Raw genomic sequence first — 12,850 nt, 5'->3', positions numbered from 1 at the left:
ATCTGGCTCTTGTCGCGGCCATCCACGACCATCCACGGCTCGTCGCAAACTTTGCAACACAACCGTGTCGACCCGCTGTCCGAAGGACGTAGCAGTGTCAGGCAAGGCCGGAGGATGCGAGGGTTATGCGACACAGGACGCCGTCCGGTCGGAACTCCACCTTCGCGCTCCCTGATGCCTGGCCTAGACCGCGCGCGATAACGGACTGGCCAAAGCCATGGTGTCTGGGGGGCGCGACCGGCGGGCCGCCTTCTTCTTGCCAGGTCAGGGCGAAGCTGCCATCGGGCTGCCGTGTGCCTGTGACGGTCACGCGGCCCGCATCGTTCGATAGCGCGCCGTACTTCACCGCGTTGGTGGTCAGCTCGTGCAGCACGAGGCCGAGTGACACTGCCGCATCCCGCGTGACCTGCTCGGCAAGTCCGGCGAGCGTCACGCGCGGGCCGCGCGGCGCAACGTATGGCGCGAGTTCGGCACAAATCAGTTCCTCCACCGTCAGGCCGGTCCAGCTCTTCTCAGCGAGGAGGTTCTGCGTGGCGGAGAGCGCCGAGATGCGCTGAGTGAAGCGCGCGCGGAAATCGGCCAGGTCCTTGGCAGCAGCGAGCGTCCGGCTACTGATCGCCAAGACCAGGGCCAGCATGTTCTTCATGCGGTGATCGAGTTCGCCCATCAGCAACGTCTGGCGTTTCTCCAGCGCCTTTCGCTCCGTCAGGTCAACCAGCGTAAGGATGCAGCCATGCACCCTGCCGCCCGGGCCATGCAGCGGCGCGGCATTGATCACCAGTTCCAGCGCGCGGCCGCCCACCTGCAGCGAGGCTTCGATACCACGGACTGAGCTGCCGCCCGCCGCGATCGCGACCAGGTCCTCGGCACCCATCGCGGCGGCCCCGGGCGCAAAGACGAGGGGAAAGGCCTCCTCGAAGGCACGTCCAACCGGCGAAGCCTCCTGGATGCGGCTGACTGCGGGGCTGGCGTGGGTGATGCGACCGGCCTCATCGCAGACCAGCACCGCCTCATTGGCGGAGGCCATGACGGCGCGGCCGATGCGCTCGCTCTCCTCCGCCGCGGCCGCCTCGACACGGTCGGTGATGTCGGTAAAGGTGAGGGCGAAGCCCTCGGCGAAGGCGAGGTGCAGTGGTGCGGCGGTGACCACGACGTGCCGCGCTCGCCCGCCAACAACCAAGCCAACCTGCGCGGTCATTTTGCCGGAGGTTGCCGAATCGAGCAGCATCTGCACCTTCGCCGCGGCCGGGCCGAGCACGGCGAGCAATCCCTCGCGCTGGAGCGTGTCCGCAGGGCAGCCGAGGAGCGTCTCGAGAGCAGCATTTGCGTAGATCGGGCGCCGCTCTGCATCGAGGGCGGCGGCGCCCAGATCCATCGCCTCCATGAAGGCACGGAAAGATTCACCACTGTCGAGACGAAAGACCTGCGGCTGCTCGGCCCCCCCCACGACGAGAGCATCCACCTCGCCCTCGCGTATGGCGCGCAACGTTTCCTCCGCCTCCGCCAGGCGCTGGCGGAGTTCCGCGACCTCATCCCTCGCTGCGCTCATCGGACAGTGTCGATCTGCAGGCTGACCAGAACCTTCTGTGTGTCGGAGAGGTCGCCGATGATCTTCTGGATCGGCACCGGAAGCTGCCGAACGAGGGTCGGAATGGCGACGATGTTGTGTTCCCGCGCCAAGTGGGGCGACTTGCGTAGGTCCACGACGTCAATGATGCATCGGTCGGGGCCGAGGTGCTCGCCACAGATCCGCTCAAGGTTCCGGATGGCAGCGACTGATTTCGGCGTCTGCCCCGCCACGTAGAGCGTCAGCCGGAGCGGCGCTGCCGCCCCGTTCGCGTCATTCGTGTCCGACATCGGCTGCCTCCGCCCTTCGGGACTTCACCATCTCAAGCCTATCCGACTCCGCTTGGACCTCCAGCCACCCTGTGTTATCCGCGATGCTACGGAATTCCAGCTCTTCTGCTTCGAGCTCGGCTCGGAGGGCGTCGATTTGGGCGAGGGTGCGGCGCCGGCGCTGCTCCATCCTCTGTTCGAGCAGCGCGGTATCCAGGCGGCGCTGGGCCTGTTCGCGACGCAGTCGCGCTTCCTCGGCGCGGCGGGCCGAGCCGGTCAGCGCGCCGCGCTCTCCCAGATAGGGCTGGACGAGGGAGATGCCGTGGTCGGTCATCACGAACTCCCGCACCTGATTGGAATGCGAGATGCCACGCGCCTTGAGGAGGTAGAGCTCCCTGTTGAACTCACCATTCGCTTCGCGGTTCAGCAGCAGGATCCAGGCATCCATGAGGGAGGACAGGCCGGCATCGGTCTGCACTGAGCCCTGCTCGTGCGAGAGATGCGTGAAGACCCCGGTGATGCCGTGAGATTTCAGGTAGTCGATCATGCGCAGCAACATGGCCTGCACCTCACGATGGTCGCCGGCATCCACGAAGGCGGAGATCGGGTCGAGCACGACAAGAGAGGGTCGCAGGCGCGCGACGTCGCGCAGCATGACCGCCAGGTGCATTTCCAGGCTGAAGAACGTCGGCCGCGACGCCTGCATGGTGAGCAGGCCGCTGTCCAGGTACCGGCCGAGGTCGAGACCGATGGAGCGCATGTTGCGTACGGTCTGCGCCGCGGACTCCTCGAAGGAGAAGTAAAGCGCGCGCTCCCCGGCGGCGCAGGTCGCAGCAAGGAACGACGCGGCAATCGAGCTCTTGCCCGAGCCGGCCACTCCGCTCAGCAGGATGCTGCTGCCGCGGTGAAAGCCACCGCCGTTCAGCATCGCGTCGAGGTCAGGAATTCCGCTGGAGATGCGGTCCTCATGGACCGTGTGCCCCAAGCCGAGCGCGCTGACCGGCAGGACGCTGAAGCCGTCCTCCGCAATCAGAAAAGGATATTCGTTCGTGCCATGCGCGGTCCCGCGATACTTCACGATGCGTAAGCGGCGGGTGGAGACTTGATTCTCCACGCGGTGGTCAAGCACGATCACGCAGTCCGAGACATACTCCTCAAGACCCTGGCGGGTGAGCGTGCCGTCGCCCCGCTCGCCGGTGATGACCGCGGTCAGCCCCCGCTCTTTGATCCAGTCGAACAAACGACGGATCTCGGCCCGGAGAATGGCGAGGTTGGTGAAGGCCGAGAACAGACTCTCGATGGTGTCGAGCACGATCCGCTTGGCACCAACCGCCTCGACGGCCAGTTCCAGCCGCATGAAGAGGCCTTCGAGGTCATAGTCACCGACCTCGGCAAGCTCGGTTGGATTGATGGTGATGTGCTCGATGAAGATCCGGCCCTCCGCGACGAGCTCGTCGAGGCCGAAGCCGAGGGAGGCGACGTTATCGATAATGTCGCTGGGCCGCTCCTCGAAGCTGACGAAAACGCCATTCTCGCCATGGTCGCGGGCACCCTTGATCAGGAAGGTGGAGGCAAAGAGCGTTTTGCCGCAACCGGCTGAGCCGCATACGAGGGTCGGACGGCCACGAGGCAGGCCGCCCAGTGTCAAGTCGTCGAAACCTTCGATCCCGGTTGGAACCTTATGAATGCCGTCAGCCATGTGGTACCCGCAAACCACCTCGCTCGGTGTTTACAACTAGTGTCACGGCCGCGCAATGTACTTGGCGACACGCCTGCCCGGATTTGACGGCAGAACCCGCGGAGGTGGTGCATCTTCCGGGTTCGACCGGGGCCTGAGGCTGGGGAGGCTACTGCGCATCGGCCCTGACCTCCCGATCGAGCCTGTCCAGCAATTCAGCGGTGTCCGCTGCCAGTCTGGGCTTGCTGAAGAGGTAGCCCTGCGCCTCAGAGCAGCCCGTGCGGCGGAGCACGGCGAACTGCGCCTCGGTCTCGACGCCCTCGGCGGTGGTGGTCATGGCCAGGGCGGCACAGAGCTCGACGATGGCGCGCACGATGGCGTTGCTCTGGCGCGAGTGCTCGAGCTCGCGGGTGAAGCTGCGGTCGATCTTGACCTTGTCGAAGGGGAAACGCTGGAGATAGCCAAGCGAACTGTAGCCGGTGCCGAAGTCGTCCATGGCGATGCGCACACCGAGCCACGTTGGTGCAGGGATCGCCGGATCGGCTGGCGTGGGGTAGACTGGGATGAGGGCGATCCCTCGTTCGAGGGAGGGCCACCATGCCGTTTAAGGCCAACGCCGACCGCCGGCACCACATTCCGGCCCAGCAGCACCGGCTAAAGAACTGGGCCGAGTACGACGCCGGCCTGCGCGCTCGCGGCAGCCTGACAGTCTGGTTCACAGCTGAGGCCATCGAGGCCTGGAACGCGGCGCCGCGCACCACTCCAGGCGGGCAGCCCTGCTATTCCGATCTGGCCATCACCGCCGCCCTGACCCTGCGCGCGGTGTTCCGCTTGGCCCTGCGCCAGACCGAGGGGCTGATCGGCTCCATTCTGCAGCTGCTCGGCCTCACTCTGCCCGTACCGGACCACACCACTCTGAGCCGTCGGGCCGAGACGCTGGAAGTGCTGCGGCCAAAGGCGGGCAGTGAGCCCGTACACCTGCTGGTGGACAGCACGGGGCTGAAGCTGTGTGGCCCCGGTGAGTGGCTTGTTGAGAAACACGGCAGCAAGCGTCGTCGTGGCTGGCGCAAGCTGCACATTGCCACGGATGCCGACACGGGCCGGATCGCCGCGGTGCTGCTGACTGACAAGGATGCTGACGATGGTTCGCAGGTCGGCGCCTTGCTCGAGCAGGTCGAGGAGCCGATCGCGTCCTTCAGCGGTGATGGCGCGTACGACCGTGACGATGTCTACGCCGAGGTTACGGCACGGCATCCCGATGCTGCTGTGGTCGTACCACCTCGCGCGAACGTGGTGTCGAGCGACGCTGCGGAGACTGCACCGACGCAGCGCGACCGTCATCTGCAGTGTATAGCCGAGCGCGGCCGCATGGGTTGGCAAAAGGCCTCCGGCTACAACGACCGCGCCTTGATCGAGGCGGATATCTCGCGCTGGAAACGCGTCATCGGTGACGGGCTCCGATCGCAAACAGATGGGCGTCAGGTGACCGAGGTGGCCATCGCCGCTGATGTGCTGAACCGCATGCTCGAGCTCGGATGTCCGAAGTATGTCCGCGTCGCATAACCCCGAATGCGGGTTGGGCCACGTGCGTCCACACCGCTGATCCGTGCACCACACTGGCGACAAGGCCCAGGGCCCAGGCGGCAACCGCGGGACTGAAGCCGACCTCGGTGAGATACCTCGTCTGGTGCACCTGGACGGCGTACCAGGCGAAGAGCGCGCAGCAGTAGCCGAGGGCGATCCACCAGAAGCGACCGGTCCGCATCGCCCGCGCCAGCGTCCATTCGACCGACACCCAGGCGGGATCGACGATGTTCGACGGCCGCGGTGTGCCGGACGCCGCCGGCCTGTGCGGTGCGCCGTCAGGTAGCAGGCCGAGATCCTCCGGTCGCCGGCGGACGAGCAGGGCCAGTGGCCCGATGACGAGCAACACCAGCAGCCCCATTGCCCAGCAGGCGCTGCGCCAGCCATCACGGTTGATGACCGCCTGCAGCCAGGGCAGCAGAAGGATCGCACCGGCGCCGACGCCGGAGAAAGCAAGGCTGATGGCGAGACCGCGGCAGCGGACGAACCAGTTGGGCAGGTAGAGCGACTGCGCTGTAAAGCTCATCAGGTTGGCCCCGGCGCCCACCAGCATGCCGAGCGTTGCGTAGAGCTGCCAGGGCACGGCGATGGCTGGGGCGGCGAGCAGGCCGGCGGCCATCAGGCACACACCGCTGCCGATCACCGCACGGGGGCCTTGCCGGTCCATGATCCGACCAGCGAGGGGGCTCAGCACCGCCGAGACGAGAAAGCCGAAGGAGAAGGCACCGGCAACCAGGCCGCGGTCCCAACCGAACTCGTCGATCAGTGGCGGCAGGAGCAGGGAGAAGGCCGTGCGCGCACTCACGCTGATGGCCATGGTGATGAACGAAACGCCCACGATCAGCCAGCCGTAGTAGAAGGGCAGGCGCGACGACCAGTGTCGGCTTGCATCCCGCATCGAGCCCTCCCTCCCTGGACCATGCCGCCGCGCGCGAAGCGTGCAGAGGGCCTATCCTGCCTTTGGCGATGGGCGAAATGGCCAGCCACTCGCCCAGATCCTGACACGCTTGGTGAGCCGCGCAGTCGGATCCGGGCGGCGAGACCGCCGTCAGGCCCGTGCGGCTTTCCGCTTGGCTTTCTTCAGGCCGGCCAGCGCGTCCTGCTTGAGGTTCGGGCTCGCCTTGAACTTGACCGTGGCGCCGGCCTTCACCTTGACCTGTTCGCCGGTGCGCGGGTTCAGCGCAGTGCGGGGCTTGGTCTCGCGCACCGCGAAGGAGCCGAACTCCGGCAGGGTGAAGCGGCCGGTGTCGATGATCTCGTCACGGATCGCGCCGATGATGTCGGCTGCGAGGACGCCTGCCCGGCTGGCCGGCATGCCGGTGGCTTCGACGATGACGTCGGTGAGGAACTTCTTCGACATGCGCTGCAGACCTCCTGGATGCCCCGGCACATCTTGCGGTGGGGCTGCTGATAGAGTCGACGTCCGGCGTGTCGTCAAGGCGTGGGTGGCGGCAATTGCGGCCAACATCTCCGGCCCGGTGGCCTGACCTGGCTGACTTACGCGGCACCCTCCGGGCCGAAGTCGATAAGCTCCATTCGGCGGAGTTGAAGAACCCGGGAGTTGAGGTCATGCGGCCAGTCTGACCGCTGGTAATAGCCTGCGAGCGGCGACGAAGCCTGGGCGCGCCGAGATGTAACCTTCACGCTCTCAAGAGCGGCACGGCAAGAGCAACGCCGTCCCCTGGCAGTCGCAGCAGGCACAGGCCGCCGCCGAGCCGCCTGCTCCACCCACTTCCCGGGCGGCTGGCTCGCTTGCGCTTCCCGGCAGTTGTCCCAGGCAAGCGACGCATCCTTGGTCCCCTCCGCTCCGGGCAGCTTCAAATTTCAATCTGTCGGCATGGCTTCAAATTCAAAGTCGAGTTCCTATAATGTTCGCACGCACCCGGAGGGGCAGGGACTATGGCCAGGATCGCTCGCGACGAGTACCCGAAGATCCAGCACCTGGTGGACGTCGAGGGCAAGAAGGTGGCCGAGGTGGCCGCCAGTTACGGCTGCACCCCGGCGAACATCTACGCCATCCTCAGCAAGACGCGCCGCTCAGCCGGCGAGGCGAGCTCGCCGGCCGACCCGGAGGCACCCGCTGCCCCTGTTGCAGCGGATGCGGGCGCGCCGGCGGAGCCACTTCCGGGCCCGATCACCCCCGCGGATCCGGCGCCGCCGGCCGATCTGTTTGCCGACCTGCCCGGACAGGCCGCCCCCAGACAGACGGATCCTATTGAGACCGAAGGCGTTCCAGCGCCCAGCACGCCGGCTACCTCCAGCGGATCTGCACCGGGTGCTGAGGCGGCAGCATCAGCATCAGAGCCTGAGACGCAGGGACAGGTGGTCGCTCCACCAATCCCCGCCCCGGCGAACGGCCCGCCAAGCCGAGCCAGCAAAGCGATCCCGGCGGCCTCGCGGGCGCTGCGGGATGCGACGAGGGGCGGGAAGGGCAGCGGGATGGCGCTCCTGATGCGGACCTCCGACGGCGAGGAGACAGCCCATCCGTTCCGTTCGCTCGAGGAGTTGCTGTCCGCCTCGAAGCCGATCCTCCGCTCCGCCTCCCGCAGCGCTGAACCGATCTGGTTCTCGATCCAGCAGGTCGACCTTGACGCTTTTGCGGCGGAGGATTTCTGAGGACCAGGAGAGCGATGCGGCCCGCACGCGGAGCCGCACACGCTACGCCATTCTTGCTGCTTCGCGCTCGCGACAGAGACCTTGGCCTCCGCCCCGTCCAGGACGATGTGGGACACCGCGATCGCGGACATGCCATCCACGATACCCGGACTGCAGGCAGTCTGAAGAGCTCTGGAGACCTCTGAAGGTATGGCGTCGAGGAAGACCGTCACCCCGGACAACCTGGCGGCGCTGGGTGCGGAGCGTCTTGCCGCGATCCTCGTCGAACTCGCGGAGGGTGACGCCGAGGTGAAGCGGCGCCTGCGACTGGAACTGGCCGCGCAATCCGGCGGCGACACCATCGCCGCCGAGATTGGCAAGCGCATCACCACACTGAGGTCCGCGCGCTCCTTCATCGACTGGCAGAAGCGCCGTGACTTCGTCAAGGATCTCGATCTGCAGCGGGCGATGATCGTCGACCGGGTGGCCCAGAGCCGCGCTGACCTGGCACTCGACCTGATGTGGCGGTTCATGGACCTCGCGGAGCCGGTGCTCAATCGCGTTGACGACAGCAATGGCTCGGTTGGGGATGTCTTCAGGAGCGCGTGCGCCGACCTTGGTGCAATCGCGCTCAAGGCCAAGCCCGATCCGGTGAGCCTTGCAGACCGGGTCTTCGCCGCCGTAATCGCCAATGGATACGGTGTTTTCGACCGCTTGGTGAGGATCATGCTCCCGGCGCTCGGTGATGCGGGGGCGGCGCGTCTGAAGGATCGGCTGACCCGGGCGCTGGCGGACCGGTCCAGGAAGGCAGCCGAACGAGACTACCAGTCGCTGGTCCTGCGCTCTGCACTCCAGGCCCTGGCGGACGGCCAGGGAGACGTTGACGCCTACATCGCGCTGGTACCGTCGGAGGAGCGGCGTATGCCGCACGCGGGCACGGAGATCGGCCGGCGCCTGCTCGCCGCCGGGCGGGCAGCCGAGGCGCTTGCCGTGCTGGAACAGGCGAGGCCGAGGCGCAGCGCGGCCAGAGCTGCGCCTGACGACGACCTGTTTGCCACCGGATTTCCCGCCGACAACGATTGGGAGGAGACCTACATCGAGGCGCGCGAGGCCACGGGGAAGAAGGTCGAGGCGCAGCGGCTCCGCTGGGCGGCATTCGAGCAGCGGCTTTCGGCCGGTCAGCTGCGCGCGTACCTGAAGCGGCTGCCGGACTTCGAGGATGTGGAAGCCGAGGAGCGCGCCATGCAACACGCCCTCGGCTTCAGGAGCTTCTCCGCGGCGCTGGACTTCTTCACGAGCTGGCCGGATCAGGCGCGGGCGGCTGAGCTCGTGCTGGCGCGGTCCAAGGAGATGAATGGGAACTTGTACCACCTGCTCGAGCCGGCAGCGCGGCTGATGGAGGGCAAGCACCCGCTGGCCGCGACCCTGCTCCGGCGCGCCATGATCGAGGACACGCTCGATGGTGCGAAGTCCACCCGCTACAAACATGCCGCACGGCATCTCCTGGAGTGCCGCTCACTCGCGGCTGGTATCCCGGACTTCGCACCATTCGAGGCGCATGAGGCTTTTGTTGCCCGCCTGCGCTCCAGGCATGGGCGGAAGACCGGTTTCTGGAGCCAGGTGAGCGAAGGTACCGGAGATCGCGGGTGAGGCTCTGCGTTCCTTCGCGTGGCCAGTTTGCCCGGCTTCGTGGTCTGCCTGCCGGCAACGGCCTCGCGCCCTGCTTCCGGCTCGTCGCCCGGCTCCACACAGGTAGCTGCGCACGATGACCGCTGCGCCCGCGTCGGGACCGAGCCCGATGATGCAAGCCTATGCTGGCGTGCGTGCGGCCGCACCGGGCCACCTCGTCCTGTACCGGGTTGGCGAGTTCTACGAGGTGCTCGGGGACGACGCAGCCGTGGTCTCGCGTGCCCTCGGCCTGCAGCTCACCCGACGGCGGCAGAAGGATGCGCCCGACGTGCCGATGTGCGGCATCCCGGCTGGCTCGGCTGACGGCATGGTCGCCCGGCTCCTCGCGGCCGGCCACAAGGTCGCCATCTCCGAGCAGCCACCCGAGCCTGGCGGCGAGAGGCCGCTGCGCCTGCTGACGCCGGGGACCACGGTCGATGATGCCGTGCTCGCTGCCGGCCGCCCCAACATCCTTGCTGTCGCGCTCGCGGCGGGGCAGTCGGTGGGATTCGCCTTCGTCGATCTCTCCACCGGCGAGACAGGCACCCTGATGGCCTCGCTTGACGGCTGCGGCCCCGCACTCACCCGCATCAGCCCTACCGAGGTGCTGATTGCCTGCTGGCCGGAAGGGTCGGAGGCGCTCGCGGTGGCGGCGCGCAGCCAGGGTGCACCCTTCTCCGATCTGCCGGCTGGCGCGCCTGACGGCGCGGCGACGGCAGGGACGCTGGCCACCGCCTACGGCGAGCAGTGGCAGGAGACGCTGCAGGGCTTCTCGCCACCGGAGTTGGCCGCCCTTGCCGCCCTGCTGCTGCACATCCGTTCGATAACCGGCCGGCTGCCAGAGGCGCCGCTGCTGCCGCGCCGGGCGCCGTTCGGTGACACCCTGGAGATTGACGCCCCGACACTGCGCGGCCTCGAGGTGCTCTCCTCCGCCTCCGGAGCTGGAGGGACGCTGCTCACCGTCATCGACCGCACGGTCACCGCGGCTGGTGCCCGCCTGCTCACGCGCCAGCTGGCGGCACCGCTGACCAGCCCCGAGACGATCCGTCGCCGCCTGGCCATGGTGCGCTTTCTCGTCGGTACGCCGAAGGTGCGCGTCGGCTGCCGCGAAGCGTTGTCCAGCATGCCGGATGCGCTACGGGCATGCGGCCGGCTGGCCATGGGCAGTGGTGGGCCGCGTGACCTCGCCGCGGTCCGGGACGCCCTACGCCAAGCGACGGAGGCTGCGGCGATCCTGACGGGAACACCGGACACACCTGTTCCGCTCGCGGCCACAGCCCGCGAGCTCGCGGCGGCGGGGCAGGGGGCTTGTGGCGAGCTAGCCGCCACGCTCGCCCGTGCCCTGGTCCTCGTGCTGCCAGCCTCGGCGGAGGCGGGCGGCTTCATCGCCGAAGAACACAGCCGCGACCTCGACGAGGTGCGCCGCGAGGTCACTTCGCACACGGCCGCGATCGAGGCCCTGCAGTCCCGCTACGCCGCCGAGACCGGCGTGAAAGCCCTGCGGGTCCGCGCCAACAATGCCATCGGCTGGCATGTCGAAGTGCCGGCCGGACAAGCGGCGGCGCTGGGGAGTACCTTCGTTCTGCGCCAGGGGCTGGCCTCGACGACGCGCTTCACGACCTCTGAGCTGGACGGCTTGGCCTCGGCTCTGGAGGCGGCCAGGGAGCGCGCAGTCCGCCTCGAGCGCGCCGCCTTCGAGGATCTCCGCCGCCGCGCGCTCGCCATACGCGCCGAGTTGGCGCGGATCTGCCACGCCGCGGCTGCCCTCGATCTCGTCTGCGGGCTGGCCCAGGCGGCAGCCGAGTACCTGTGGTCGGAACCCGAACTCGACGAGGGGACTGGGCTCTTCATTGAGGACGGGCGGCACCCGGTGGCGGAGCCGCTCCTGGAGGGGCAGGGCCGCACCTTCGAGCCGAACGGCTGCCACATGGACGAGGGCCGCCGCCTGTGGCTGCTCACCGGCCCAAACATGGCGGGCAAGAGCACCTTCCTGCGCCAGGTGGCGCTGATCGTGCTCATGGCCCAGATCGGCTCCTTCGTGCCGGCCCGGCGCGCCCGGATCGGGGTTGTCGACAAGCTGTTCAGCCGGATTGGGGCGTCCGACGACCTCGCAGCGGGGCGCAGCACGTTCATGGTGGAGATGCTCGAGACGGCGGCGATCCTGAACCAGGCAACCCCGCGCTCCCTGGTCATCCTGGACGAGGTCGGGCGCGGTACCTCGACGCATGACGGGCTGGCGATCGCGCAAGCGGCGATGGAGCACTTGCACGACCTGGGCTGTCGGACCCTGTTCTCGACGCACTACCATGAGTTGGCGGATGCGGCCGAGGCGATGCCGCACGCGGTCTGCATGGCCATGGACGCCTCCGCCGGCCGGCACGGCGCTGTATTCAGCTACCGCGTCGTGCCTGGGCGTGCGGGACGGTCCTACGGCCTGAAGGTGGCGGCCCTCGCAGGCTTACCGCCCGCAGTGTTGCGTCGGGCCGAGCAGCTTCTGGCGAAGCACACAGGGGTGCCCAATCCTGTTGAGGATCACGCGTAATCCAAATCTTGATCGGGAAAAGTGAAAACGCGTACAAAAACAGCAAATTCGCTTTGCCGCATAACATAATTTATGGAAAGAAGGGTAATGGTGCCATTCAAGACTGGCAAGATTGAGCGGAGCTGGTACCTTTATGATTGGTGCCGGCCTGCATTAATCCTGACCTGATCCACCTTGGCGCCTATCGAGGCAGGAATGGGTCAGCAACAATACGGGTTGGTATGAGACCGCCTTGCCATCGGATTTGGCAGGCGTCGCCGATGGTCTCATCACTCGGGTAACCCGGCGAGCCGCAATGCTTCGGCATAGGTTGCCACCATGCTCGCCAGCGGCACCGGAATGCGCGCGAGAAAGCCTGAAATCGTCAGACCTGGGTCGACGGTCAGCAGATCCTGCACCACCCGTCGAGCGCTCTCGTGCCGTCCGGTCCGCACCAGCGCGACGGCGAGCACGCGCAGGGCCACCGCGAAACGCCGGTTCTGCGCCAGCGCCCGCTCGGCCCAGGCAGCCGCACCGGCGAAGTCCTCGTCGATCACTGCAGCGATCGCCAGCGCGCCGGACATCAGCCAGCCGCGCGGATCGCGCGGGTTCAGCCGCTGCGCGCGCGTGATCATGGCGCGGCCCGCGCCCTGGTTGCCCGACATGATCTCGATCCAGCCGGCGAGTGTCAGGGCCATGGCGGAATTCGGATTGATCAGCAGCGACCGGCCGAACAGGTCGCGCGCCCTGTCCCGGTCCACCTGTGCCATGTTCCAGATGGCGAAAGCCGCCATCCACAGGACCTGCGCGTTGTTCGGCGCGATCTCGACGGAGCGCCACGCCAGCTGCAGCGCCTCCGTTCGCGTCGTCTCCTCCGACAGCGACCAGCCCTGGAAGTGGCGCTGTGCATGGAGGTACGCTGCCGTGGCCATCGCCGCGGCATAGGCCGGATCGATCGCCAACGCCTC

Annotated in this window: 10 protein-coding genes and 1 pseudogene; 4 read left to right on the top strand and 7 right to left on the bottom strand. The window is 67.5% G+C overall.

The window, feature by feature from the left end; all coding sequences use genetic code 11:
• Positions 1 to 97 precede the first annotated feature (97 nt).
• The 4 genes from Q7A36_RS35155 to Q7A36_RS35140 all read right to left on the bottom strand — a co-directional run bounded on the left by Q7A36_RS35155 (position 98) and on the right by Q7A36_RS35140 (position 4,022).
• Positions 98 to 1,549, bottom strand: a complete 1,452-nt coding sequence (locus tag Q7A36_RS35155; protein ID WP_305108464.1) for an HWE histidine kinase domain-containing protein — start codon at positions 1,547 to 1,549, stop codon at positions 98 to 100.
• A complete protein-coding gene (locus Q7A36_RS35150; protein WP_305108463.1) occupies positions 1,546 to 1,857 on the bottom strand; it encodes a circadian clock KaiB family protein in 312 nt (103 codons plus the stop codon). The genes Q7A36_RS35155 and Q7A36_RS35150 overlap by 4 nt, the downstream gene beginning before the upstream one ends.
• The gene (kaiC, locus tag Q7A36_RS35145; RefSeq protein ID WP_305108462.1) at positions 1,841 to 3,535 is read right to left on the bottom strand and encodes a circadian clock protein KaiC; all 1,695 of its coding nucleotides are present in this window, start codon (positions 3,533 to 3,535) and stop codon (positions 1,841 to 1,843) included. Before kaiC ends, Q7A36_RS35150 begins: the two co-directional genes overlap by 17 nt.
• 148 nt (positions 3,536 to 3,683) lie before the next feature.
• The gene (locus tag Q7A36_RS35140; protein ID WP_305108461.1) at positions 3,684 to 4,022 is read right to left on the bottom strand and encodes an EAL domain-containing protein; all 339 of its coding nucleotides are present in this window, start codon (positions 4,020 to 4,022) and stop codon (positions 3,684 to 3,686) included.
• An 89-nt stretch (positions 4,023 to 4,111) separates the two neighbouring features.
• On the opposite strand from Q7A36_RS35140, the gene Q7A36_RS35135 reads away from it, so the two are divergent.
• Positions 4,112 to 5,077: an IS5 family transposase gene (locus Q7A36_RS35135; protein ID WP_305108460.1), complete on the top strand. Its 966-nt coding sequence runs from the start codon at positions 4,112 to 4,114 to the stop codon at positions 5,075 to 5,077.
• Between the two features lie 55 nt (positions 5,078 to 5,132).
• On the opposite strand, the pseudogene Q7A36_RS35130 reads toward Q7A36_RS35135, so the two are convergent.
• A pseudogene (locus Q7A36_RS35130) lies at positions 5,133 to 5,915 on the bottom strand (MFS transporter); the annotation flags it as partial.
• Between the two features lie 231 nt (positions 5,916 to 6,146).
• Entirely contained in the window at positions 6,147 to 6,458 is a 312-nt protein-coding gene (locus Q7A36_RS35125) for an HU family DNA-binding protein (RefSeq protein ID WP_305108459.1), read from the bottom strand.
• Between the two features lie 584 nt (positions 6,459 to 7,042).
• Here Q7A36_RS35125 and Q7A36_RS35120 point away from each other — a divergent pair.
• From Q7A36_RS35120 to mutS, 3 genes are all read left to right on the top strand, one after another.
• Positions 7,043 to 7,714, top strand: a complete 672-nt coding sequence (locus tag Q7A36_RS35120) for a hypothetical protein (RefSeq protein WP_305108458.1) — start codon at positions 7,043 to 7,045, stop codon at positions 7,712 to 7,714.
• A gap of 189 nt (positions 7,715 to 7,903) precedes the next feature.
• The gene (locus tag Q7A36_RS35115) at positions 7,904 to 9,343 is read left to right on the top strand and encodes a DUF6880 family protein (protein WP_305108457.1); all 1,440 of its coding nucleotides are present in this window, start codon (positions 7,904 to 7,906) and stop codon (positions 9,341 to 9,343) included.
• Positions 9,344 to 9,491: 148 nt separating this feature from the next.
• A complete protein-coding gene (mutS, locus tag Q7A36_RS35110) occupies positions 9,492 to 11,903 on the top strand; it encodes a DNA mismatch repair protein MutS (protein WP_305108456.1) in 2,412 nt (803 codons plus the stop codon).
• 269 nt (positions 11,904 to 12,172) lie between these two features.
• On the opposite strand, the gene Q7A36_RS35105 is transcribed toward mutS, so the two are convergent.
• Positions 12,173 to 12,850: tetratricopeptide repeat protein (locus tag Q7A36_RS35105; protein ID WP_305108455.1), on the bottom strand; the 678-nt coding region annotated here is incomplete at its 5' end.

It is taken from the genome of Paracraurococcus lichenis (genome assembly GCF_030657435.1).
Classification (GTDB): Bacteria; Pseudomonadota; Alphaproteobacteria; order Acetobacterales; family Acetobacteraceae; genus Paracraurococcus; species Paracraurococcus lichenis.
Note: the sequence above shows the minus strand (reverse complement) of the source record. Positions and strands in the feature narration are given on the sequence as shown.

Bases quoted from the DNA above. Each gene is read 5' to 3' on its own strand.
- Q7A36_RS35155 (WP_305108464.1), bottom strand. From the start codon at position 1,549: ATGAGCGCAGCGAGGGATGAGGTCGCGGAACTCCGCCAGCGCCTGGCG.
- Q7A36_RS35150 (WP_305108463.1), bottom strand. From the start codon at position 1,857: ATGTCGGACACGAATGACGCGAACGGGGCGGCAGCGCCGCTCCGGCTG.
- kaiC (WP_305108462.1), bottom strand. From the start codon at position 3,535: ATGGCTGACGGCATTCATAAGGTTCCAACCGGGATCGAAGGTTTCGAC.
- Q7A36_RS35135 (WP_305108460.1), top strand. From the start codon at position 4,112: ATGCCGTTTAAGGCCAACGCCGACCGCCGGCACCACATTCCGGCCCAG.
- Q7A36_RS35125 (WP_305108459.1), bottom strand. From the start codon at position 6,458: ATGTCGAAGAAGTTCCTCACCGACGTCATCGTCGAAGCCACCGGCATG.
- Q7A36_RS35115 (WP_305108457.1), top strand. From the start codon at position 7,904: ATGGCGTCGAGGAAGACCGTCACCCCGGACAACCTGGCGGCGCTGGGT.
- mutS (WP_305108456.1), top strand. From the start codon at position 9,492: ATGATGCAAGCCTATGCTGGCGTGCGTGCGGCCGCACCGGGCCACCTC.